Here is a 23,082-nt window from a genome sequence, read left to right as displayed (position 1 = left end):
ATAGGGGAGTCTTGTGCGGTGCGGCAACGTCCCGGGGGCCGAAACAGCGAGCGTTACGACCTTTGAGTTACGGTCTTTGAGTATAGCGGGGTGGCTCGAAGCGTGCTTGGGTCGATCAGGCGAGCTGTACGGGAATGGCGTTGCTGGTGTGGCTGATGGCGTTGCCTTCCTGGAGATAGACCAGTGCCGGGGCGTGCGCTTCGAGCTCCGCCTCGCTGTAGTGGGCATAGCTGCAGATGATCACTCGGTCGCCGGCAGCGGCGAGATGCGCCGCGGCACCGTTCACCGAGATGACCTTCGAGCCTTCCTCGGCACGGATGGCGTAGGTGGTGAAGCGCTGGCCGTTCTCCACGTTGTAGATCTGGACCTGCTCGTTCTCGCGAATGCCGGACATGTCGAGCAGCTCGCCGTCGATGGCGCAGGAGCCTTCGTAGTTGAGCACGGCGTGGGTGACGCGGGCCATGTGCAGCTTGGCCTTGAGCATGACGGTGTACATCGGTGGCAAGTCCTCGTGAAGGCGCGTTGGCGTAGGGAAAAGGGCCGCTTCAGGACGGCAATGTCAGAATCAGGTTGTCGATCAGGCGCGTCGGGCCGAGCCGGGCCGCGGCGAGCAGCACGGCCTCACGGGTCGTCGCGGTGACGGGGCCCAGGTCTCGGGCGCGCAGCTCGAGGTAGTCGGGCGTGAATCCCGATTGGCGCAGTGTCTCGTTGGCTTGGGCGAGCACCGGTTCGGGGGCCTCGCCAGCTTCCAGAGCGTTGCGGGCCTGACACAGGGTGCGGTAGAGCATTGGCGCCACCAGGCGCTCGTCCTCGGAGAGGTAGCCGTTTCGCGAGGACAGCGCCAGGCCATCCTCGGCGCGCACGATGGGCACGCCGAGGATCTCGATGGGAAAGTGCAGGTCGGCGACCAGCTTGCGGATCACCGCTAGCTGCTGATAATCCTTCTCGCCGAAGCAGGCGAGGTGTGGCTGCACCAGGTTGAAGAGCATGCTGACCACGGTGGCCACGCCGTCGAAGTGGCCGGGGCGCGCGCCACCGCACAGCCCCTCGCTCACTCCCGGCACGCATACCTGGGTCTGCTCGGTCAGGCCGTGCGGATAGAGCGTGGCGGTGTCCGGGGTGAACAGCAGGTCGCAGCCGGCGGCCTCGAGCCGGGCCTGATCGTCGGTGAGGGTCCGCGGGTAAGCGTCGAGGTCCTCGCTGGGGCCGAACTGCAGTGGGTTGACGAAGATGGTGGCCACCACCACGTCGGCTTGGCGACGGGCAGCCTCTACCAGGGCCAGATGGCCAGCGTGCAGGTTGCCCATGGTGGGCACCAGGGCGATGCGCTGGTCGCGTCGGCGAACGGCGTCGAGCGCTTCGCGCAGATCGGGAATCTCTCGCAGGGTGCGCATGATAGGCAGGCTCCGAAAGCTAGAAGCAGTGCTCTGGGGCCGGAAAGCGGCGTGCCTTGACGTCGTCGTGGTAGCGGCGAAAAGCCCCTTGGATCGAGTCGGACTCGGCCATGAAGTCCTTGACGAAGCGTGGCTTGCGTCCGCCGGTGACGCCCAGCACGTCGTGCATGACCAGGATCTGGCCATCGGTGTCGGGGCCGGCACCGATACCGATCACCGGTACCTCCAATGCTTCGCTCACAGCGCGACCGAGACTTGCCGGCACGCATTCCAGGAGGATGGCCGAGGCACCGGCTTCGACCAGGGTACGAGCGTCCTCCAGGATCTGGGCGGCATGCTCGCTGTCGCGGCCCTGTACCTTGTAGCCGCCCAGCTGGTAGACGGTCTGCGGAGTGAGGCCCAGGTGGGCGCACACCGGCACGCCGCGACGGGTCAGTTCGCGGATACCGTCGGCCATCCACGCCTCGCCCTCGACCTTGACCAGTTCGGCGCCGGCACGCATCAGTTCGCCAGCATCGTTCAGCAGCGTGGCGAGGGTGGCGTTGCTCATGAACGGCAGGTCGACCATCAGCAGACTCGATCCCTTGGCGCGCGCTACGCAGCGCGTGTGGTAGCTGATGTCGTCGAGGGTTACCGGCAGAGTGCTGACATGTCCCTGCAGCACCATGCCCAGGGAGTCGCCCACCAGCAGCACCTCGATGCCGGCATCGTTGGCGGTTCGGGCAAAGCTGGCGTCATAGGCAGTGAGACAGCTGAAGGGCTCGCCCGCTTGCTTGCAGGCTTTCAGCGTGCTCAGGGTCACGGTTGTCATGGCGTGCTCTCATCGTTGTCGTCGGGGCCGTTACCCATTGGCCTCCATGTAACCTGGAATTGTTACTTGAAAGCCCTCGAGGTGTCGATAGGTAACAGTTGATGGGGCGTGTCAGTCGTCCGGTAACACCGGATGAAGGCCCTGTTTATCCATTGCGGCAGCCGCTCGAGCGACGCTACGGCCGTCGGGGAGACGGCGCTGCGCGGCCAGCTCGGCCAGCGGCACCAGTACGAAAGGGCGACGAGACATCTCGGGATGAGGCAGTGTGAGACGTGCCAGGCACAGCTGCCATGATCCGTAGAGTAGCAGGTCGAGATCCAGTGTCCTGGGCCCCCAGCGCAGCCCGCGCACGCGGCGATGGCGCTGCTCGAGCGCCTGTAGCTGATCGAGCAGGGCGAGTGGCGAGAGCCGGGTTTCTAGCCGGGCCACGGCGTTAATGAAATCGGGCTGTTCCTGTGGGCCCTGCGGGCGACTGACGTAGAGACGTGAGGCGCCGAGTCGTCGCGTGAGCGGCAGCGAGTCGAGTTCGTCCAGCGCCCGAGTGACGTGGCAGCAGGGGTCGTCGAGATTGCTGCCAAGCCCGACGTAGACGTGATCTTCGAGGCTCATGCGTTGGGCGGGGCGTTGCGCCGTCGACGCTTGCGAGGCCGACGGCGGCCACGTCCGTTACTGCCCGAACCGTTATCGCCCCGCGCCTTGTCGAGTAGTCGGCCACGTTCGTGATCGTCGCCCTCCTGGTAGGCGGTCCACCAGTCGCCAAGGCCCGGAGCGATCTCGCCGGCCGCTTCGCGCAGCAGCAGGAAATCGTAGGCGGCACGGAAGCGTGGGTGCTCGCGGGTCTGAGCGGCGCGCTTGCCGCTGCGTTTGGGCAGGCGCTGCTGCAGTTCCCAGATGTCGCGCATGGGCAAGCTGAAACGCTTGGGAATCGCGATATGCTGCAGTTGGCGCGAGATGACCTGCTGAGCAGCTGCCTGCTGGGCGGGAATCGGCGGCATGCCGTCGGCCTCCAGCACCGCCTGGCGCTGCTGGCTGGGCCCCCACAGCAGAGCGGCGAACAGGAATGCCGGCGTTACCGGTCGCTCTTCGTGGATGCGCTTGTCGGTGCTGGCCAGCGCCGCTTCGATGAGCGGCTCCGCCCAGGGCTGTTCGGACATGACCTCCTCGGTTTCCGGGAAGAGCATGGCGAACAGGCCATAGTGGCGCAGCAGGCGGAAGGTGGCAACACCATGACCGGCCATGAACAGCTTGAGGATCTCGTCGAACAGGCGCGCTGGGGGAATCTGCAACAACAAGGGCGCGAGTTGGCTGATGGGCGCTTCGGTGGCCGGTGCCAGTTGGAAGTCGAGCTTGGCGGCGAAGCGCACGGCCCTCAGCATGCGCACCGGGTCTTCCCGATAGCGGGTTTCCGGGTCGCCGATCAATCGCAGAGTGCGGGTCTCGATGTCATGGACGCCATCGGCGAAATCGTGAATCGAGAAGTCGGCGATGCTGTAGTACAGGGCGTTGATGGTGAAGTCGCGGCGCAGGGCATCTTCCTCGATGTTGCCCCAGACGTTGTCGCGCAGCAGCAAGCCTTCCTCGGACTGCTGGGCGATATGGTCGCCATGGTCATCGCCGTGGCGGCCCCGAAAGGTGGTCACCTCGATCACCTCGCGACCAAAGCGCACGTGCACGATGCGAAAGCGCCTGCCGATGATTCGCGAATTGCGGAACAGGTCGCGAAGCTGTTCCGGCGTGGCATCGGTGGCCACGTCGAAGTCCTTGGGCATTCGCCCGAGCAGGGAATCGCGGATGCAGCCCCCCACCAGATAGGCTTCGAAACCGGCGTTGTGCAGACGGTAGAGTACCTTGAGGGCGGATTCACTGAAGTGCTGGCGCGACACGGTGTGGTCGCTACGGGGAATGATGCGTGGCTCGGAACGACTGCCGGCTGCGGCTTCTTCGGGGCCGAAGAGAGTGCGCAGGTGGGTGCCCGGGCTCTGTAGAAAGCGGGTAAATCCTTTGAACATGCGGCGATATCGCCTCGCGGTGTGCGAAAACACTAGAGTGTAGCCCACCCCCGACACCTTGGGAAACACCGTAGGGGCGCGCACAGCAAAAGAGGAGGCCCGTGGGCCTCCTCTGACAGGTCGTAAACGCTGCATCCATGCGGCTGTTTCTTCTTCGTGATGGCGCATCGCCTTGAATACGCACCACAGTCACCAAGGAGTTCACAGGCAAGCAAGGTTGTTGTGATTGTTGACGTTCCTGGTGGCGACCGCCTCGTATTCAAAACAATAATCCAACCACGACGGCATTCGGAATTGCCTTCCTTCGGCTTGTTGATGTTGTTTGCCGAAGGTGCGCCGTGACGGCCGTTGTTCTTGTTGGTGGCCGGGTGAGCGCGTCGCGTCCTGATGGATCCGGTGCTTCGCTGCTTGTTGTTGTTAGGGAGCGAAGGGCGGAAAGCGTCGGGGCCCGTGTTGTTGTTGTTGCGCCCGCTTCCGCGTCATTCCACAACCCATGATTGTTGTTGTTGGCATGGGCGCCGTCTCGCCTGACCGCCTGGTTGTTGTTGTTGGCGCGGGGACAGCCGGATGTTGTTTTTCTTGCCAAGGTAGTTGCATGGGGTGTGCCACTGTCATTTTAATCGTTTGATATCAAGAGCTTGTGATATTTCGTCAAGATGGTGCCAGTCCTGCCGCTGCCGTGTGTTACCGCATTTGCGCCAATCTGGCGCGCTGGCTGTGTGGGAAGGTAACACCTGGTGCAGAAGCTGCCGATACAGCATGGCAAACACGCCCGGCGATGCGATGTGCCGGGTCTTAAACCATGGTCGTAGGGGGTGTGTCACAGGGTCAGCTGACGTTTCGGCGCGCCGGTTTCTTGCGTGGAATGCCCAGGCGCTGGCGGCGCTCCCACAGGCACTTGCGGCTGATGCCGAGTTTCTGGGCGAGCTCGGTCTCGCTCATGTGGTCCTGGTGCTCGAGCACGAAATGCTGGAAGTAATCCTCGAGCGACAGGTCGTCATCGTCTTCGGCAGGGTCCGCCGGGGCGGGCTCGGCGGAACGCAGCGACGGTTCGGCGGGGGAGCGGGCGGCGCTGGCCGGCGATGGGGTGAGGCCCAGGTCGTCGGGATGGATCAAGTGGCCTTCGGCAAGGATGACGCCCCGTTCCAGAGCGTTCTCGAGCTCGCGGACGTTGCCCGGCCAGGGGTACTGGCGGATTTCTTGCCGAGTGGCACGCGACAGGCGCAACCCGCTGCGCTCATGGCGGCGGCAGGCCTTGTCGAGCAGCACGTCGGCGATCATCAGGATGTCGTCCTCTCGGTCGCGCAGTGGCGGCAGGTCGATCTGCATCACGTTGAGGCGGTAGTAGAGGTCGAGGCGGAACTCGCCGGTCTTGGAGAGCGCGCGCAGGTCGCGGTGAGTGGCGGCGATCAGGCGCACGTCCACGTGGCGGGTTTCCACCGAGCCGATGCGCCGGATCTCGCCCTCCTGCAGTACGCGCAGCAGTCGGGCTTGGGCGTCCAGCGGCAGCTCGCCGATTTCGTCGAGAAACAGGGTGCCGCCATCGGCGGCTTCGACCAAGCCCGTGCGCGTGGCACTGGCACCGGTGAAGGCCCCCTTCTCGTGGCCGAACAGCTCGGATTCGATCAGCGTCTCGGGAATGGCCGCGCAGTTCACGCAGATCAGCGGCGCATGGGTGCGCCGGCTCTGTTGATGTAGGGCCCGGGCCACCAGTTCCTTGCCGGTGCCCGACTCACCCTGTATCAACACGGTGACGTCGGCCGGAGCGGTCTTGCGAATGCGAGTGTAGACCGCCTGCATGGCCGGGCATTCGCCGATCATCTGATGGCGGGCACCGGCATCGTCGGTGATGTCGGGTGGCTGGGAGTGACGTGCTGCCTGCTGGTGCAGCACACGCGCCACGGTTTCCAGCAGTTCGTCGTGGTCGAAGGGTTTGGCGACGTAGTCCACGGCCCCCTGCTTCAGGGCGTCGACTGCCGAGCGCATGCTGGCGTAGCTGGTCATTATCAGCACCGGCGTCGGTGCGGATTTGGCGATCAGTTCGGTGCCCGGTTCGCCGGGCAGGCGCAGGTCGCTGATCACCAGGTCGAAGCCGTTCGGCTCCAGGGCCAGGGCGTCGTCTACGGAGCCGGCCTCGCTGACGCGATAGTCGTGGCGTTCGAGCAGCCGGCGCAGCGCCGTACGGATGATGGCTTCGTCTTCAACGATCAGTATCCGGCTCATCGGGCGTGTCACTATCCTCTCGTTGGGTAGGCAGCCAGAGGCTGATACGAGTACCGCGCAGCCGATCGGGTGGCGGCGAGTCGATCTCGATGCGCCCATGGTGTTCGGCAATGATGCTGTAAACCAGCGGTAGCCCCAGGCCCGTTCCCTCGCCCGGCGGTTTGGTGGTGGTGAACGGCTCGAACAGGTGCTCGCGCACCCGGTCGTCGAGGCCGTGGCCATCATCGGTGATGCTGACCAGAACCCAGTCGCCGTCGCGTCTGGCGTCAACGGTGACCTCTCCTCCGGGCTCGCTGGCATCACGGGCATTGCTGAGGAGGTTGATCATCACCTGCTGCAGCCGCTGGGCGTCGCCAACCGCCTCCAGATCGGGCGGGCAACGGTTGCGATAATGGACATCCTCGCCCGAGCGCGCCAAGCGGATCAAGTGCAGTGCCTCATCGGTCACTGCTGCGATGGCCACTGGCGTGAAGCGACTGCCGCCTACGTGGCGTCCGCCGTGGGCGAAACCGACCAGCGAGGAGACGATGCGTGAGACGCGGTCAGTGAGCTGCTGGATTTGCTCGGCCGTTTCCAGGACTCCGGGGTCGTCGGTATCGTAGCGCAGGTTCTGGGCCAGCGAGGAGATGCCGGTGATGGGGTTGCCGATCTCGTGGGCCACGCCGGCGGCCACCTGACCGATGGAGGCGAGACGGGCTGCGTGGACGAGTTCGTCCTCCAGCCACTTGAGCTCGCTATGTTCCTCGACCAGGATCACCGTGCCGCCACGCAGGTCGTCATCGGCGGGCAGTTCGGCGCGGTGCAGCGTCAGGTAGCGGGTGGTGCCGCCGAGTTCGACCGGCTGCTTGTAGAGGTGGTCGCACTGCTCGACGAGCAGGCGGCCGAGGAGTTCGCCCCAGGGGGCGGGCAGACCGTCACGACGGGCGCCGACCACGCTCGTGCCGTCGATGCCGGAAAGCTCGGCCAGGGCATCGTTCCACATCAGCAACTCGTCGTCGACGCCGAACAGGCATAGCCCGACCGGTAGGCGAGTGAGGATCCGCCGGTGATAACGGCGCAGGCCATCGAGCTCGCGGGCCAGGCCGGTGAGTCGCGAACGGTAGGCTTCGAGGCGGTTTTCGACGAAATGGATGTCGTCGGTGGCCTCCTCGCTGTCGTGGCGGTAGGGCAGGTAGCGGTCGACGATGTCCTGGGCGACCGACGGGCCCATCAGGCCGGAAAGGTTGGCCTGGATGCGGTCGCGCAGTCGTCTCAGGGCGTAGGGCCTTCCGTCGAGGGGCGACAGGCCGAGATCGGACAGGGCGCGCTCCACCTCCCGTTCGGCGACTTCCTCGCCCAGCGCACGGGCCAGGTGGCGTTTGAAGTCGGCACCGGTGGCGGCCAGCAGCGGCAGGCGTTTGGGGCGGATCACTGCATCCACCGAACAGGCTTCGGCGGCGGCGCGTTCGCCGGCGGAAGTGCGGGTGGCCAGTGATACGAGAATGAGCGTCATGCTGTTGGCGGCCAGCGACACCAGGGCAACGATGTACCAGATAGGTTCTCCGGCCAATGCTTCCAGGCCCAGCGGGACGATGATCAGCGCCGGTAGGCCGGTGAGCAGGGGAACCCATAGCCCGGCAAGCCAGGTCAGGGTGCCGATGACCAGGCCCGAAACCATGCCCTTGCGGTTGGCGCCCGGCCAGTAGAGCAGAGCCAGCAGACCCGGCAGGCACTGCGCCATGCCGACGAACGCCGCGAGCCCCAGGGTGGTCAGGTCGTGGTGAACGCCGATCAGGCGATAGAACAGCCAGCCGCCGAGGATCACTGCGACGATCAACGCTCGACGTAGCCAGCGCAGCCAGCGATAGAGGTCTGGCTGTGCCTCGGGAGGATGGGCGACCAGCAGCACGTGATTGAGGATCATGCCCGACAGCGCCAGGGCGATGATGATCATGGTGCCGCTCGCTGCGGCCAGGCCTGCCAGGAAGGCTAGTGCCCCTATCCAAGGCGTGTCGGTGAGCACGAAAGCCAGGTAGGCGCTGGCGACGGCCTGATCCTGCCCCTGGGCCTGAGCAGCCCACAGGATCAGCGGTACCGGGATCGCCATCAGCAGCAGGAACAACGGTAGCGTCCAGCTCGCCTGCAGCAGCGTGCGTCGAGACAGCGTTTCGGCGAAGGTGATGTGGAACATGTGCGGCATGAGCAGCGCCGCGGCAAAGAACAACAGCAGCAGCGTGCGCCAGTGGGCGGCATTCGGCTGGGCGCTGGCGGCCTGGTGCAGCTGGCCGGGGCCATCGAGCCAGGCCTGGAGATCGGCGGGGCCATTGAAAATGCCGAACAGGGCGATCCCACCCAGGGTGAGCATGGCGCCCAGCTTGATCACCGACTCGAAGGCGATCACTGCCAGTAGCGTGTCGTGGCGGGCATGCAGGCGGCTGTGACGAGCCCCGAAGAGCATCGCGAACAGCGCGATCAGGGCGCAGAAGGCGAGTGCCAGCAGGCCCGGCGAAGCGGCGCCGGTCAACAGGTGAATGCCGTCGCCCAGCGTTTGCACCTGCAGGGCGAGCAATGGCAGTACGGCGAGCAGACTGACCACGGTGATCAGGGTGCCCACCCAGCGCGAGCGAAAGCGAAAGGCGAAGAGGTCGGCCAGGGAGGCGAGCTGGTAGGTGCGCGTCATGCGCTGAATGGGGACCAGCAGTACGGGAGCCAACAGGAAGGCGCCGGCCACGCCCAGGTAGTAGGCCAGGTAGCCGTAGCCGCTGGTGGCGGCGAGCTCCAGGCTGCCGTAGATCGCCCAGGCGCTGGCGTAGACGCCGAGAGCCAGCGTGTAGACGGCGGGGTGGCGGGTCACTGTCTGGCTGACCCAGCCGCGTTCAACGGCCATGGCGAGCAGGAACAGCACCAGCAGATAGCCGGTACCCAGGAGGAACAAGCTGGCCGGGGAGAGGCTGGCCTGTTCAGCGTTCATCGAGCTTCCTCTTCTGTTCCAGCCATAGGGTGAGAGCGATCAGTACGCCCCAGATGGCGAACGGACGGTACCAGGCCACGCCGGGACTCGACCAGCCGCTCATCAGCAACGGCGAGAGCAGGTAGCCACCGAATACCAGCAGCAGCATGATGCGGTAGACGTACATGGCGGTTCTCTCCCTCAGTCGCCATGCGGTGCGTCGTGTCGCATGGCTTGCGGACGAATGCGTGCCACCGACCAATGGGACAGGGCCCAGCTCAGCTGTTCGCTGACTGGCGACTCGGCCAGTGCGTCGGGTGGTGCTTGATCCAGCGCCACGAGAGCCGCATGCAGCAGCGGGCGAGCAGCGTGCTCGCTTTCCGGCAGCGGCGGGGCGTGGTTCTGCTTCGACAGCTTCTGGCCATCGGGTCCGAGAATCAATGGCAGATGCAGGTAGCGGGGCTCGGGGAGACCGAGGGCATGCTGTAGCTGGCGCTGCCAGGGAGTGTTGTCGAGCAGATCGAAGCCGCGCACTACATCGCTGATGCCCTGTGCCGCGTCGTCGACCACCACGGCGAGCTGATACGCCCAGAGGCCGTCCTTGCGCTTGAGTACCACGTCGCCGAACAGCGCTGGGTCGAAGTGCTGGTGGCCGAACAGCCGGTCTTCCCAGGTGACCGGGCGCAGGCCGCGGTCGCTGCGCAGCCGCCAGGCGACCGGCTTGTGCGGCTCGCGGACGCCGTCGCGACACCAGCCGGGATAGATGGCATGCGCGCGCCATTGTCGGCGCGAACAGCTGCAGCGATAGGCCAGCCCCTGGGCGATGAGGGCGTCGAGCGCGGCTTGATACGCGGCATCGCGCTCGTGCTGCCAGTGGATGGGGCCATCCCAGTGCAGGCCGAACGCTTCCAGCTGTTTCAGGATGATGTCGGCAGTGCCGGGCGGGCAACGGGGTGGGTCGATGTCCTCGATGCGCAAGAGCCATTCACCGCCGGCGTGGCGGGCATCCAGGAAGCTGGCCAGAGCGGCGACCAGCGAGCCGAAGTGCAGCGGTCCGGAGGGCGTAGGGGCGAAGCGGCCGCGGTAGCGAGGCATGGGCGACTCCTGGGGCTGGCCATCACGCAAACGGGCACCCTGGGGTGCCCGTCACGAGAGTGCATCGCAGCAGCGGCTCAGCCACCGAGCTGCTTCTCCTTCAGCTCGGCGAGGGTCTTGCAGTCGACGCACAGCGTCGCGGTGGGGCGGGCTTCCAGGCGGCGGATGCCGATCTCCACGCCGCAGGCTTCGCAGAAGCCGTAGTCTTCCTCGTCGATCTTCTCGAGGGTCTCGTTGATCTTCTTGAGCAGCTTGCGTTCGCGGTCGCGGGTGCGCAGCTCGAGACTGAAGCCTTCTTCCTGGGTGGCTCGGTCGGCAGGGTCGGCGTAGTTGTTCGCCTCTTCCTGAAGGTGGCGCACGGTGCGATCCACCTCCTCCATGAGCTCCTGTTTCCAGCCCAGCAGGATCTGTCGGAAGTGCTCCAGCTGCTGCTCGTTCATGTACTCTTCACCCGCTTCCGCTTCGTAAGGGGTGAACTTCTTGGGCGCTTCCGTCTTGGTGTCGGCTACTGGCATGGGAGTGCCTCGTGTCTTGAGTGACTGCTGATCGATATCCGGCCTCTGGCCAGGTATCTCACGCCAAAGGGATGCTTGTTTAGCGGAAAAAATCCGGTTTTGCAACCTCTGTGATGTCTGGGTTTAGGCGTGATCGGACAAAGTCGCTAGAATGCTCTTGATTTTCGGCGGGCCGTGAACGCCTGCCTCGCCTTCGTTACTGCCAAGGAGCCTGCCATGCTCTGGAATCCGCGTGTCGCGCGCGTCGCTCCCTTTCGTGTGATGAGCCTGCTGGAGGTGGCTCAGGCTCGAGAGGCCGCCGGCCATGACGTCATTCACCTGGAGGTGGGCGAGCCGGACTTCGCCACGCCGGATCCGGTGGTGGCGGCGGGGCAGGCCGCACTCGCGGCAGGCCACACTCGATATACGCCTGCAGCCGGACTCCCGGCGCTGCGCGAGGCGATCGCCGGCCATTACGCCGAGCACTTCGGGGTGACGGTCGACCCGACGCGCATCCTGATCACCCCCGGGGCGTCCGGAGCCCTGCTGCTGGCCAGCCAACTGCTGGTCGGGGCCGGCGACCGGGTGTTGATGGCCGATCCCAACTACCCCTGCAACCGCCATTTCATGGCCCTGGCCGGTGCCGAGGTGGATGCCGTGCCGGTGGACGATACCAGTGCCTGGCAGCTCGATGCCGAGCGGGTGGCCAATCACTGGGCGGACGCTACCCGTCTGGCCATGCTCGCCACGCCTTCCAATCCTACCGGCCACATGCTCGATGCCGGACAGCTGAATGCGGTCGCCGAGACGGTGGCGGCACGTGGCGGTCATCTGCTGGTCGACGAGATCTATCAGGGGCTGTGCTATGACCTCGATCCGCTGTCGGTGGCATCGATCAGCCCGGATGCTTTCGTGGTCAACAGCTTCTCCAAGTATTTCGGCATGACCGGCTGGCGCCTGGGCTGGTTGCTGGCGCCCGAGGCGGCGGTGGAGCCGCTCACCCGGCTGGCGCAGAACGTCTTCCTGGCCGCTTCCACGCCGGCCCAGCATGCCGCCCTGGCGGCCTTCACGCCCGAGTGTCGCGACATCCTGGAACAGCGACGTAGCGAGCTGGGGCGCCGCCGCGATGCGCTGCTCGCCGGGCTTGCCACGCTGCAACTCGCGCCGAGCCTGCCGCCCCAAGGCGCCTTCTACCTGTGGCTCGACATCTCCCGCTACAGCCGTGACAGCGAGGCCTTCTGCCGAGCGCTGCTCGAGGAAGAGAACGTTGCCATCACGCCGGGGACCGACTTCGCCGTCACCGGCGGCGAGCATCACGTGCGCATCGCTTTCACCACCGGTATCGCTCGGTTGGAAGAGGCGGTGGCGCGTCTCGAGCGATTCCTGGCGCGCCGCTGATGGACTACCCGGAACTGATGCCCGGCACCCTGCTGCGCCGCTACAAGCGCTTTCTCGCCGACGTGCGCCTCGATGATGGGCGTGAAGTGGTGGCCCACTGTCCCAATACCGGCTCGATGCGTGCGGTCGACGTGCCGGGATGCCGGGTATGGCTGGCGCCGAGTACCAACCCGGCGCGCAAGCTGGCCTGGACCTGGGAGCTGATCGAACTGCCCCAGCCCGATGGCACCACGGCATTCGCCTCGGTACATACCGGCCGCGCCAACCGCATCGTCGAAGAGTCACTGCGTGCCGATTGCCTTCCCGGGCTTTCCGGCTATGCCTCCCTCAAGCGCGAGGCGGTGGTGACGGGGGCGCGGCTCGACTTTCGCCTAGACGACCCGGTCCGCGGTACGGCCTACGTGGAGGTCAAGCAGGTCACGCTGCGCGAGGCCGACGGCCACGGCTACTTCCCCGATGCAGTGAGCGCGCGCGGTCGCAAGCACCTCGAGGCACTGGCGGCGCTGGTTGCCCAGGGACAGCGTGCCGTGCTGCTGTTCTGCGTGGCCCATGGGGGCATTCGTGACGTGGCACCGGCGGCCCATCTCGACCCCGCGTATGCGGCGACGCTATCGCGGGTGGCCGAGGCCGGTGTCGAAGTGCTGGCCCATGGCTGCGAGGTGGAGTGGCGCCACGGCGTGCCCGTGGCGATCCGTCTGGGCGAGGCATTGCCGGTGCGGCTGTGAGCCGGTCCTGGCTCAGCGCTCGATATAGAAGCGCTGGATGAAGCTCACCTCGGCAGGCTCGGCGTTGCGGTCGTAGCGTACGTCGAGGTCGAAGCGCATGGGGGCGTCTGCGTGGATGCGGAACACGGCGATCTGCGATACCACGTCGTCGCCGTCACGCAGGGTACGGAAAGCTAGGGGTGAGCCGTCATCGCTGCCCAGCTCGCTGACCGTCCCGTTGACCTGGGCGTTCACCGGCCGGGTGGTGCCGTCATCGCGCTCCTCGAGCACGCTGACGTTGAGCAGTGCCATGGCTTCGCTGCGCGGGATGTCGTGGGTCTGGGTGATCTCGGCGCTGAGAAAGCGGGTGCTCACGGCGCTGTAGTGGATCTGGTAGTCACCCACCTGTTCGAACTGTTGGGCTGCGAGCGGCAGGGAGAAGCCGAGTAGCAGGACGGCGATCAAGCGACCCAGGACGATGCGATGCCTCATGGTGCGTTCCTCATTTGGCAGCCGCGGTGCCGCCGGGCTGGCGGCCGACGCGGAAGATGGCGATCTCGCCGAACAGATTCGGCCACAGGCGCGAGCTCCAGTGACCTTCGTGGTCGCGGATGCCCACGGCTCGATCGGTAATGCTCAGACCCTTGTCACGGCACAGGTGTTCAAAGTCGTTGAAGGTCGAAAGGTGAATGTTGGGGGTGTCGTACCAGGCGTGGGGCAGCGACTTGGAAACCGGCATGTAGCCACGAATGCCGAGATGCACCCGATGGCGCCAGTAGGCGAAGTTGGGAAATGTGATGATGCACTCGTCGGCGACGCGCAGCATCTCGTCGAGCATGCGGTCAGGACGGCGCAGTGCCTGCAGTGCCTGGGTCATCACCACCAGGTCGTAGCTGTCGTCCTCGAAGTTGGCGAGGCCGTCATCGAGATTCTGCTCGATGACGTTGACGCCCTTGGCGATGCAGGCAGTGATGCCCTCGGGGTCGATTTCCAGGCCGTAGCCGGTCACGCTCTTGTCGCGCGCCAGGGCGGCCAGCAAGGTACCGTCGCCGCAGGCCAGATCGAGGATATGGGCCCTCTCGGGCACCCAGCGGTGGATCAGTTCGAGGTCGGTGCGCATCAGGTCGTCTCCTCCGTCCTCGATGGCGAAGCCAGGCCCAGATCGCGTGCCGCGCGGCTCATGAAGGCCGAGAAGATTGCCTGGTAACGGGGTTCCGGCAGCAGGAAGGCGTCGTGACCGTGGGGCGAATCGATATTGACGTAGCTCACCGGCTTGCCGGCATGGATCAGAGCATTGACGAGTTCGCGCGAGCGCGACGGTGGAAAGCGCCAATCGCTGGTGAAGCTGACGACCAGAAACGGGCAGCTGGCAGGAGCCAGAGCACGTGCCAAATCACCGCCGTGTGGAGCGGCGGGGTCGAAGTAGTCGAGCGCCTTGGTCATCAGCAGATAGGTGTTGGCGTCGAAGGCGTTCGAAAAAGCATCTCCCTGATAGCGCAGGTAGGACTCGACCTGGAATTCCACGTCGTAGCCGAAGTTGAGGTCGTCGGTGCGCAAGTCACGCCCGAACTTGCTGCCCATGGCATCTTCGGAGAGGTAGGTGATGTGCCCCACCATGCGTGCCAGCTTGAGGCCGCGGCGCGGCGCGGTGTCGTGCTCCGCATACCAGCCGCCGTGGTAGTCGGGGTCGGAGCGGATCGCCTGGCGTGCGACTTCATTGAAGGCGATGTTCTGGGCCGACAGCTTCGGCGTGGCGGCGATGACCACGGCGTTGGCGATGCGCTCCGGGTAGGTGAGCGTCCACTGCAAGACCTGCATGCCGCCGAGGCTGCCGCCGACCACGGCGGCGAAGCGCTCTATCCCCAGGCGGTCGGCCAGGCGTGCCTGACTGTGGACCCAGTCGCCCACCGTCACCATGGGGAATTCCGGCCCCCACAGGCGGCCGGTGTCCGTATTGACGCTGGCTGGGCCGGTGCTGCCGTGGCAACCGCCCAGGTTGTTCAGCGAGACGACGAAGAAGCGGTCGGTGTCGATGGACTTCCCCGGGCCGATATGCGCATCCCACCAGCCGGGCTTGCGCTCGTCGTCGCTGTGATAGCCGGCAGCGTGGTGGTGGCCCGACAGCGCATGGCAGATCAGCACGGCATTGTTGCGCTGGGCGTTGAGCGTGCCGTAGGTCTCGTAGACCAGGTCGTAGGCCGGCAGCGTCCTGCCGCAGGCCAGGGTCAGGGGGTCGTCGAAGTGCGCCGTTTGCGGCGTCACCAGGCCGACCGAGTCATCGGGAAACTCGGGCATGGGGCGTGGATGTCCCGTCGTTGGTGTTCAGCTGGGCCGGGGTGGCTTACAGGCCGACCAGCGCACCGGCGATACCGGCGGCACGAGTCAGCGAGCCCACCACGATACCATCGATCAGGCTGATGGCGATGAAGACCACGATGGGTGACAGGTCGATCATGCCGAGCGGCGGAATCACCTTGCGCACCGGGGCCATGATCGGCTCCACCAGCTGCATGACCAGCAGCGCACCGGGGTGACTGGCATTGGGGGCGACCCAGCTCAAGATGATCATCACGATCAGCGCGAAGAAGTAGATCTTGAGGATGGCGTTGGCCACTGCCGCCACGCTGCCGATGGCCACGCCGGCAATGGGGGGCATGCCGAAGCCGGCCACCTGCAGGATCACCACGATGGTGATCGCCTTGAGCACGAAGCCCGCGGCCAGGGTGGCCAGGTCGAAGCGACCCATCACCGGGCCCAGGAAGCTCTGGAAGGGGCCGACTACCGGCTGGGTGATCTTCACCACCGACTGGCTCAGCGGGTTGTAGTAGTCGGCGCGAGATGCCTGCAGCAGAAAGCGCAGCATCAGCAGGAACAGGTAGATGTTGATCAGGGTGTTGACCAGCAGCAGGCCGGCGTTTCCCAGTTGACTGCCCATGTGGGCTCCTCCGTGTCGTCGATCGGGCACCGACCTGCGGTGCCTCGTTGGGCTAGTGCGTGCCGAGTTCCTCGGCCATTTCGCGGGCGCGGGCGGCGCAGGCATCCATGGCATCGAGCAAGGCCTGGCGCAGGCCGGCCTGCTCGAGGTGCTCGATGGCGCGCTCGGTGGTGCCGCCGGGGGACATCACGTTGCGCTTGAGTTGCTCCGGCGCCTGGTCGCTCGTCTGCGCCATGCGGGCGGCACCCAGTGCCGTCTGGATGGCCAGGCGGCGCGCCGTCTCGGCGGGCAAGCCGAGCTTGACGCCGGCTTCCTCCATGGCCTCGAACATCAGGAAGAAGTAGGCAGGGCCGCTGCCGGAGACGGCGGTGACGGCATCGAGCAACGCTTCGTCGTCGACCCATTCGACCAGGCCCACGGCTTCGAGCAGTTCGGTGGCCAGGCGGCGCTGGGCTTCACTGACGTGCGCATTGGCGTAGAGTCCGGCGGCACCGGCGCCCACCAGCGACGGGGTGTTGGGCATGCAGCGGATCAGCGGCAGGCCTCCGCCGAGCCAGTGGTCCAGGGTCTCGGCGGTGAGGCCGGCGGCCACCGAGATCACCAGCGGACGCTGGCGCTGCAGGCTGTCGCGCAGGCCCTCGCATACGTCGCGCATGACCTGAGGCTTGACGGCCAGCACCACGACATCGGCATCGCGTACGGCGGCGACGTTGTCGGTGTCGGTATGGATGCCGAAGCGCTCATGCACCGGCGCCAGGAAGGCATCGCTCGGCGAGGTGGCGGTGATGGCGGTGGCGGGATGGCCATCGTCGATCATTCCGCCGATGATGGCGCTGGCCATGTTGCCGGCGCCGATGAAGGTGACTCTGCTGGCCATGCGTTGTGTCCTTTTTCCAGTTCATGGTGGTTCGCCTGCGGCGTTCCCGAGCCCTAGCGCTGGCTGCGCTCCCCGAAGATGGCCGTGCCCAGACGAACCAGAGTGGCGCCTTCCAGCACGGCGGCCTCCAGGTCGGCCGTCATGCCCATGGAGAGCGTGTCCAGCTGAGCGCTCGGCAGGCGCCGACGCAGCTCCTGCAGCGCTTCGTGCAGCCGCGCGAAGGGCAGACGCTGCTCGGCGAGTCCCTCGGCCGGTGCGGGAATCGCCATCAGGCCGCGCAGGCGCAGGTTGGGTAGTGAGGCGATGCGCTCGGCGAGCGGGCCGAGCGCTTCCAAGCCGACCCCCGCCTTGGTGGCCTCGCCGCTGACGTTGACCTGCAGGCACACGTTGAGCGGTCCCAGTGCGGCAGGCCGTTGATCGTTCAAACGAACGGCGATCTTTTCCCGGTCCAGGCTATGTACCCATGCGAAGTGTTCGGCAACGGCTCGCGTCTTGTTGGATTGCAGCGGCCCGATGAAATGCCAGACGATGCCCTCGAGGTCGGCCAGCGCTGCCTGCTTGTCGAGGGCTTCCTGGACGTAGTTTTCGCCGAAGTCGCGCTGCCCGAGCTGCCAGGCCGCGCGGATCATTGCTGCCGGCTTGGTCTTGCTCACGGCCAGCAGGCGCGCCCCATCGGTGGGGCGCCCGGCATCGGCCAAGGCCCGCGCGAGGCGCTCGCGAGCGGCAACCAAGGACTTGCGAAGCATGGGATCCGTCATCTCAGTCACAGGCCGTCCGTGATGTCGAATGCTCTGGCATACTGAAGGGAACCTTACCTGGAGCAGGGGAAGTGCATGGATATTACCGAACTGCTGGCGTTCTCGGCAAAGCAGAACGCTTCCGATCTCCACCTTTCGGCGGGTTTGCCGCCGATGATCCGCGTCGACGGCGACATCCGCCGCCTCAATGTGCCGGCCATGGATGACCGTGAGGTTCGCAAGCTGATCTACGACATCATGGGCGATCGCCAGCGCCGTGACTACGAGGAGTTCTTCGAAACCGACTTCTCCTTCGAGGTGCCCGGGGTGTCGCGCTTTCGTGTCAATGCCTTCAACCAGGCGCGTGGCGCCGGGGCGGTATTCCGTACCATTCCCAGTGACATCTTGACCATGAACGACCTGGGGATGGGCGACGTCTTCCGCCGTCTGGCGCTGCTGCCGCGTGGCCTGGTGCTGGTCACCGGTCCCACCGGTTCCGGCAAGAGCACCACCTTGGCGGCGATGATCGATCACATCAACGACAACCGCTACGACCATATCCTCACCATCGAGGATCCAGTGGAGTTCGTGCATCGCAGCAAGCGCTGCCTGATCAACCAGCGCGAGGTGCATCGCGATACCCAGAGCTTTGCTCAGGCGTTGCGTAGCGCTCTGCGTGAGGATCCCGACGTGATCCTGGTCGGCGAGCTGCGTGACCTCGAGACGATCCGCCTGGCGCTGACGGCTGCCGAAACCGGCCATCTGGTATTGGGAACGCTGCACACGACCTCGGCGGCCAAGACGATCGACCGTATCATCGACGTCTTCCCCGGCGAGGAGAAGGCCATGGTGCGCTCGATGCTCTCGGAGTCGCTGCAGGCGGTGATTGCCCAGACCCTGCTCAAGCGTCGCGGGGGCGGTCGGGTCGCTGCCCACGAGATCCTCGTCGCCACCGCAGCGGTGCGCAATCTGATCCGCGAGGACAAGGTGGCGCAGATTTATTCGGCCATTCAGACTGGTGGCAACCTGGGCATGCAGACCCTGGATGCCGGCCTGGCCAAGTTGGTGAGCGATAACCTGGTGACTCGCGACGAGGCCCAGGCTCGTGCCAACGGCACGCTGTCGCCGTGAGGCGGCCAACACCCACTGATGCAGGAGCAGGGAGATGACCGCACGCGAATGGCTGGAACAGCTGCTGGGCATCATGGCCCAGAAGGAGGCCTCGGATCTGCTGATTTCGGTCCAGGCGCCACCCACCATGAAGATCGCCGGCCAGCTGATCGCCCTGGGCGAGCAGCGCCTCTCCGTCGAGCAGGTGCGCGAGCTGGTGGCGGCGGCGCTACCCGAAGGTCACCGGGAGCGTTTCCAGGAAGATCGCGAGGCCAACTTCGCGTTGAGCCTGTCGGGACGGGGGCGCTTCCGGGTCAGCGCCTTTCAGCAGCGCAACCAGCTGGCCATGGTGATCCGGCGCATCGGCTTCGATATCCCGCACCTGGATGAGTTGTCTCTGCCCCCCGTGCTGGGGGAGCTGGCCAACATCAAGCGCGGCCTGGTGTTCGTGGTGGGTGGCACCGGTACCGGCAAGTCGACCACTCTGGCGTCGATGATCCAGCAGCGCAACGAGACCGTGGGTGGACACATCATCAGCGTCGAGGATCCCATCGAGTACGTTCACCCGCACAAGAAGGCGATCATCAACCAGCGCGAGGTGGGCATCGACACCGAGTCCTTCGAGGTGGCGCTGAAGAACACCTTGCGTCAAGCGCCGGACGTGATCCTGATCGGCGAGGTGCGCACCCGCGAGACCATGGAGCACGCCCTCACCTTTGCCGAGACGGGCCACCTGTGTCTGGCAACGCTGCATGCCAACAACGCCAACCAGGCGCTGGATCGCATCATCCATTTCTTTCCCCACGAGCGTCACGACCAGATCTGGCTCGACCTGTCACTCAACCTGCACGCCATCGTCGCCCAGCAGCTGTTGCCGACGCGTGACGGGGGACGAACGCCGGCCATCGAAGTTCTGCTGCGCACGCCGCTGGTCGCCGACCTGATCCGCAAGGGCGAGGTGGGCGAGATCAAGAACGTCATGTCGCGCTCGCGCGATCTGGGCATGCAGACCTTCGATCAGGCGCTTTTCGAGCTCTTCAAGGCGGGCACGATCAGCGAAGAGGTGGCGATGGTGCATGCCGATTCGGCCAACGACCTGCGCATGATGATCAAGTACGAGGATTCAGGCAGTGAGGCGCTGACCAAGGCGCACGATACGGCTCAGAAGCTGTCGCTGCGCGACGAAGACGATTTCTGAGCCAGCGTTCGTTCAGCAGGAGTAGAGCCCGCCCAGCACGCGCGGGCCGGCGGCACCGGTGACGCTGGGCAGGTTGCCGGGCAGTCCTTCCAGGCGTCGCCAGGCGAGCCAGGCGAAAGCGCCGGCTTCCAGCCAGTCGGCCGGCCAGCCCCAATCGTCGCTGGCTACCAGTGGGGTCTCCGGCAGGAGGCGTGCCAGACGTGCCAGCAGATCTTGGTTGTGAGCGCCGCCGCCGCAGGGGATCAAAGCCTCGGCCGGAGGGGCGTCCAACGGCTCGCGGGCCATGCCCACGCCCAGGGCTACGCTCACGGCGGTAAGCTCGGCCAGGGTGGCTTGTACATCGATCGGACGTTCGCTGCCACTGAGATGACCCTCCAGCCACCCCAAGTGGAAATGCTCCCGGCCGGTGCTGCGCGGTGGCGGCCGATGGAAGAAGGGGTCGGCGAGCAGGCGCTCGAGTAGGGCCTCGTCGATTCGCCCGGAGGCGGCCCAGGCGCCGTTTTCGTCGAATCTTCCGCCGCGCTGCCGGCCATGCCAGGCATCCAGGAGGACGTTGGCCGGGCCGGTGTCGAAGCCAATCACCGCGGCATCGCTGCCTGTCGGCGGCAGCAGCGTGAGGTTGGCAAACCCGCCCAGGTTGAGTACCAGTCGCCAGCCCTCGCCACTGCGAAACAGCGCTTGATGAAAGGCCGGTGCCAGGGGCGCTGCCTGACCACCGGCCGCCAGGTCGCGGCGGCGCAGATCGCCCACCACGGTACAGCCGGTCAGTTCGGCCAGCAGGCTGGGGTTGTCCAACTGCAAGGTATAGGGCGGCCCGCTGTCGTGTCCGGCCGGAGCATGCTCGATGGTCTGACCGTGGCTGCCGATGGCCGTGACCGCTTCGCGCGGCAGCCGGCTGGCGGCGAGCAGATGGCTCACGGCCTCGGCCTGCAAGTGACAGAAGGCATTCTCGGCGGCGGCCAGTTCACGGAAGGCGATCCGGTCGGCGTGGCAGAGTTGCCACAGCGTCTCTCTTAGCGTGCCGGGCATGGGTTCGGCATGAGTGGCAATCAGCCGTGGGCGCTGGTCCGTTTCCAGCTCGACCAGGGCGGCGTCGATGCCGTCCAGGCTGGTTCCTGACATCAGTCCGATGAAGAGGGGCATGGCGTTCTCCGAATCGCGGCAGCGCCTTCGCAAGGCGCCAAGACATGCTAACATCCTGCCCCATTCCAAGGGGCCTGCGTACAGGACCGTCAACCGTATTTGTGGAGTTGGAGACGATGACCGATGTCGCGAGCGCGCTGGCGCTGCTCAAGCGTGGCACCCATGAAATCCTGGTCGAGGAAGAGCTGGTCGAGAAGCTCGAGTCCGGACGCAAGCTGCGCATCAAGGCGGGGTTCGATCCCACGGCGCCCGACCTGCACCTGGGGCACAGCGTGCTGCTGACCAAGATGCGTCAGTTTCAGGATCTGGGGCACGAGGTCATCTTTCTGATCGGCGACTTCACCGGGCGCATCGGTGATCCGACCGGCAAGAACGTCACTCGCAAGCCCCTCACCGAAGAAGAGGTCAAGGCCAACGCTCAGACCTATCGGGATCAGGTATTCAAGATACTCGACCCGGAGAAGACCGAGGTGCGCTTCAACGCCGAGTGGTTTTCGTCAATGAGTGCTGCCGATATGATCGAACTGGCCGGCCAGAGCACCGTGGCGCGTATGCTCGAGCGCGATGACTTCGACAAGCGTTACACCTCCGGTCAGCCGATCTCCATCCATGAATTCCTCTATCCGCTGGTACAGGGCTACGACTCCGTGGCGCTCGAGGCCGACGTAGAGCTGGGCGGAACCGACCAGAAGTTCAACCTCCTGATGGGGCGCGAGATCCAGAAGCACTTCGGCCAGGCGCCCCAGGTGGTTATCACCATGCCGTTGCTCGAAGGGCTCGATGGTGTGCAGAAGATGTCCAAGTCGCTCAACAACTACGTGGGTGTGGATGAAGCGCCCGGGGCGATGTTCAACAAGCTGGTCTCCATGCCCGATAGCCTGATGTGGCGTTATTTCGAGCTGCTTTCGCTCGAGTCCAACGAAGCGATCGAGTCGCTCAAGCGTGATGTCGAGGAGGGGGCCAACCCGCGCGATATCAAGATGGTGCTGGCTCGCGAGCTGATCGGCCGCTATCACGGTGAAGAAGCTGCGGCACAGGCCCACAAGTCCGCCGGCAACCAATTGGCCGAAGGTGAGTTGCCTGAAGACCTGCCCGAGGTCGAGGTCGATTTCTCGGACGGCGCTCAGGCGCCGATCGCCGCGGTGCTCAACCGCTCGGGACTGACCAAGAATAGTGCCCAGGCCAAGGACATGCTGGGCAACGGCCGGGTCAAAGTCGATGGCGAGGTGGTCGCGCGTGACCACATGCTCGAATGCGGCAAGAGCTACGTGATACAGGCCGGCAAGAAGCGCTACGCGCGCGTCACCCTCACGTAGCTCGCGGCTTCGTCGTTGGTCACCCAATGCCCGCTTCGTGCGGGCATTGTGCTGTCTATCCGTCGGCCTCTGAGTCACCCACACCCCCCATTGCGAAGCGCAGGGTGTGGATAAGTGGCGCGGGCCTGTCACGGGCCTGAAAGATTTTTACAGAACCTCTTGCGTCGTACCCGGGTTGCCCGTAAAGTACGCATCCGCTGCCGGCGACGGGTCACGTTGCCAGCGGTGGGAAGTGGCGGAAGCGCTTGATGCGGCGAGGATTTTGCCGGCATTGCGCGGGTTTCGTCACTGGCGTGGATCGGCCGCTGAGCGATGCGATCGCTCTTGACAGGCGGCACCGATCACGTAGAATACGCCTTCCTCGCTAGGCGCTGACGGCACGGCCGACGGCAGCAGCGGGACGCTCCACGCTTTGTTTTATGCGAGAGTCTGGAGCCGCTCTTTAACAATCGATCAGGTAATTCATGTGGGCGCTTGTCGATGAGACAGTGAGCAGTCACTGATCATCAAGGCAAGCGACTCGTCAAAGAGACGTTTGACCCTTGAGCCGAGATTGATCCACTACCTTCTTCGGAAGGGTACGGATCACGATGATTTGAACTGAAGAGTTTGATCATGGCTCAGATTGAACGCTGGCGGCAGGCCTAACACATGCAAGTCGAGCGGAAACGATGGAAGCTTGCTTCCAGGCGTCGAGCGGCGGACGGGT

The 23,082-nt window shown here is 65.4% G+C and carries 22 protein-coding genes and 1 rRNA gene; 6 read left to right on the top strand and 17 right to left on the bottom strand.

Features of this window, described 5'->3' with window-relative positions:
- Nucleotides 1-115: 115 nt before the first annotated feature.
- From panD to dksA, 10 genes are all read right to left on the bottom strand, one after another.
- Nucleotides 116-496 (bottom strand): aspartate 1-decarboxylase, encoded by a 381-nt coding sequence (gene panD, locus GFD32_RS08370; protein ID WP_163576109.1) that lies wholly within the window; start codon nt 494-496, stop codon nt 116-118.
- A gap of 49 nt (nt 497-545) precedes the next feature.
- Nucleotides 546-1,394 carry a pantoate--beta-alanine ligase gene (panC, locus tag GFD32_RS08365; RefSeq protein ID WP_163576108.1) on the bottom strand — a complete coding sequence of 283 codons (849 nt, stop codon included), beginning with the start codon at nt 1,392-1,394 and terminating at the stop codon, nt 546-548.
- 19 nt (nt 1,395-1,413) lie between these two features.
- Nucleotides 1,414-2,205, bottom strand: a complete 792-nt coding sequence (gene panB / locus GFD32_RS08360; RefSeq protein WP_163576107.1) for a 3-methyl-2-oxobutanoate hydroxymethyltransferase — start codon at nt 2,203-2,205, stop codon at nt 1,414-1,416.
- Nucleotides 2,206-2,316: 111 nt separating this feature from the next.
- Nucleotides 2,317-2,814 (bottom strand): 2-amino-4-hydroxy-6-hydroxymethyldihydropteridine diphosphokinase, encoded by a 498-nt coding sequence (gene folK / locus GFD32_RS08355; protein ID WP_163576106.1) that lies wholly within the window; start codon nt 2,812-2,814, stop codon nt 2,317-2,319.
- Nucleotides 2,811-4,214, bottom strand: coding sequence for a polynucleotide adenylyltransferase PcnB (pcnB, locus tag GFD32_RS08350; RefSeq protein WP_163576105.1), 1,404 nt, complete (start codon nt 4,212-4,214; stop codon nt 2,811-2,813). The genes folK and pcnB overlap by 4 nt, the downstream gene beginning before the upstream one ends.
- 828 nt (nt 4,215-5,042) lie before the next feature.
- Nucleotides 5,043-6,437 (bottom strand): sigma-54-dependent transcriptional regulator, encoded by a 1,395-nt coding sequence (locus GFD32_RS08345; protein WP_163576104.1) that lies wholly within the window; start codon nt 6,435-6,437, stop codon nt 5,043-5,045.
- Nucleotides 6,415-9,387: an ATP-binding protein gene (locus GFD32_RS08340; RefSeq protein WP_163576103.1), complete on the bottom strand. Its 2,973-nt coding sequence runs from the start codon at nt 9,385-9,387 to the stop codon at nt 6,415-6,417. The genes GFD32_RS08345 and GFD32_RS08340 overlap by 23 nt, the downstream gene beginning before the upstream one ends.
- Nucleotides 9,377-9,553, bottom strand: coding sequence for a hypothetical protein (locus tag GFD32_RS08335; RefSeq protein ID WP_163576102.1), 177 nt, complete (start codon nt 9,551-9,553; stop codon nt 9,377-9,379). Before GFD32_RS08335 ends, GFD32_RS08340 begins: the two co-directional genes overlap by 11 nt.
- A 14-nt stretch (nt 9,554-9,567) precedes the next feature.
- Complete coding sequence (gluQRS, locus tag GFD32_RS08330; RefSeq protein WP_163576101.1) at nt 9,568-10,461, bottom strand: tRNA glutamyl-Q(34) synthetase GluQRS; 894 nt, start codon at nt 10,459-10,461, stop codon at nt 9,568-9,570.
- Nucleotides 10,462-10,538: 77 nt separating this feature from the next.
- On the bottom strand, nt 10,539-10,976 hold the full coding sequence (dksA, locus tag GFD32_RS08325; RefSeq protein WP_163576100.1) for an RNA polymerase-binding protein DksA: 438 nt from the start codon (nt 10,974-10,976) through the stop codon (nt 10,539-10,541).
- A 216-nt stretch (nt 10,977-11,192) separates the two neighbouring features.
- Here dksA and GFD32_RS08320 point away from each other — a divergent pair, with 216 nt between their 5' ends.
- Together GFD32_RS08320 and sfsA are read left to right on the top strand one after the other, a co-directional pair.
- On the top strand, nt 11,193-12,353 hold the full coding sequence (locus GFD32_RS08320; protein ID WP_163576099.1) for an aminotransferase class I/II-fold pyridoxal phosphate-dependent enzyme: 1,161 nt from the start codon (nt 11,193-11,195) through the stop codon (nt 12,351-12,353).
- On the top strand, nt 12,353-13,078 hold the full coding sequence (gene sfsA / locus GFD32_RS08315) for a DNA/RNA nuclease SfsA (RefSeq protein ID WP_163576098.1): 726 nt from the start codon (nt 12,353-12,355) through the stop codon (nt 13,076-13,078). Before GFD32_RS08320 ends, sfsA begins: the two co-directional genes overlap by 1 nt.
- Before the next feature lie 12 nt (nt 13,079-13,090).
- Here sfsA and GFD32_RS08310 read toward each other — a convergent pair whose 3' ends face one another.
- The 6 genes from GFD32_RS08310 to GFD32_RS08285 are packed head-to-tail and all read right to left on the bottom strand — an operon-like array spanning nt 13,091 to nt 17,627.
- On the bottom strand, nt 13,091-13,549 hold the full coding sequence (locus GFD32_RS08310) for a DUF4426 domain-containing protein (RefSeq protein ID WP_163576097.1): 459 nt from the start codon (nt 13,547-13,549) through the stop codon (nt 13,091-13,093).
- A 10-nt stretch (nt 13,550-13,559) separates the two neighbouring features.
- Nucleotides 13,560-14,177, bottom strand: a complete 618-nt coding sequence (metW, locus tag GFD32_RS08305) for a methionine biosynthesis protein MetW (RefSeq protein WP_163576096.1) — start codon at nt 14,175-14,177, stop codon at nt 13,560-13,562.
- A complete protein-coding gene (gene metX, locus GFD32_RS08300) occupies nt 14,177-15,352 on the bottom strand; it encodes a homoserine O-succinyltransferase MetX (protein ID WP_163576095.1) in 1,176 nt (391 codons plus the stop codon). Before metX ends, metW begins: the two co-directional genes overlap by 1 nt.
- 46 nt (nt 15,353-15,398) lie before the next feature.
- On the bottom strand, nt 15,399-15,992 hold the full coding sequence (locus tag GFD32_RS08295) for a YggT family protein (RefSeq protein WP_163576094.1): 594 nt from the start codon (nt 15,990-15,992) through the stop codon (nt 15,399-15,401).
- Nucleotides 15,993-16,044: 52 nt separating this feature from the next.
- Nucleotides 16,045-16,869 (bottom strand): pyrroline-5-carboxylate reductase, encoded by an 825-nt coding sequence (proC, locus tag GFD32_RS08290; RefSeq protein ID WP_163576093.1) that lies wholly within the window; start codon nt 16,867-16,869, stop codon nt 16,045-16,047.
- Nucleotides 16,870-16,922: 53 nt separating this feature from the next.
- Nucleotides 16,923-17,627: a YggS family pyridoxal phosphate-dependent enzyme gene (locus GFD32_RS08285; RefSeq protein ID WP_163576092.1), complete on the bottom strand. Its 705-nt coding sequence runs from the start codon at nt 17,625-17,627 to the stop codon at nt 16,923-16,925.
- A gap of 75 nt (nt 17,628-17,702) precedes the next feature.
- On the opposite strand from GFD32_RS08285, the gene GFD32_RS08280 reads away from it, so the two are divergent.
- The gene (locus tag GFD32_RS08280) at nt 17,703-18,737 is read left to right on the top strand and encodes a type IV pilus twitching motility protein PilT (protein ID WP_163576091.1); all 1,035 of its coding nucleotides are present in this window, start codon (nt 17,703-17,705) and stop codon (nt 18,735-18,737) included.
- Nucleotides 18,738-18,771: 34 nt separating this feature from the next.
- Nucleotides 18,772-19,914 (top strand): PilT/PilU family type 4a pilus ATPase, encoded by a 1,143-nt coding sequence (locus GFD32_RS08275; RefSeq protein WP_163576090.1) that lies wholly within the window; start codon nt 18,772-18,774, stop codon nt 19,912-19,914.
- Nucleotides 19,915-19,926: 12 nt separating this feature from the next.
- Here GFD32_RS08275 and GFD32_RS08270 read toward each other — a convergent pair whose 3' ends face one another.
- The gene (locus GFD32_RS08270; protein WP_163576089.1) at nt 19,927-21,057 is read right to left on the bottom strand and encodes an anhydro-N-acetylmuramic acid kinase; all 1,131 of its coding nucleotides are present in this window, start codon (nt 21,055-21,057) and stop codon (nt 19,927-19,929) included.
- Between the two features lie 116 nt (nt 21,058-21,173).
- Between GFD32_RS08270 and tyrS the strand changes: the two genes are divergently transcribed.
- Both tyrS and GFD32_RS08260 read left to right on the top strand, forming a co-directional pair.
- The gene (gene tyrS, locus GFD32_RS08265) at nt 21,174-22,373 is read left to right on the top strand and encodes a tyrosine--tRNA ligase (protein WP_163576088.1); all 1,200 of its coding nucleotides are present in this window, start codon (nt 21,174-21,176) and stop codon (nt 22,371-22,373) included.
- Between the two features lie 597 nt (nt 22,374-22,970).
- Nucleotides 22,971-23,082, top strand: a 16S ribosomal RNA gene (locus GFD32_RS08260); the annotation flags it as partial.

Origin of the sequence: Halomonas faecis (genome assembly GCF_010993975.1) — a bacterium.
GTDB lineage: Bacteria > Pseudomonadota > Gammaproteobacteria > Pseudomonadales > Halomonadaceae > Halomonas > Halomonas faecis.
Note: the sequence above shows the minus strand (reverse complement) of the source record. Positions and strands in the feature narration are given on the sequence as shown.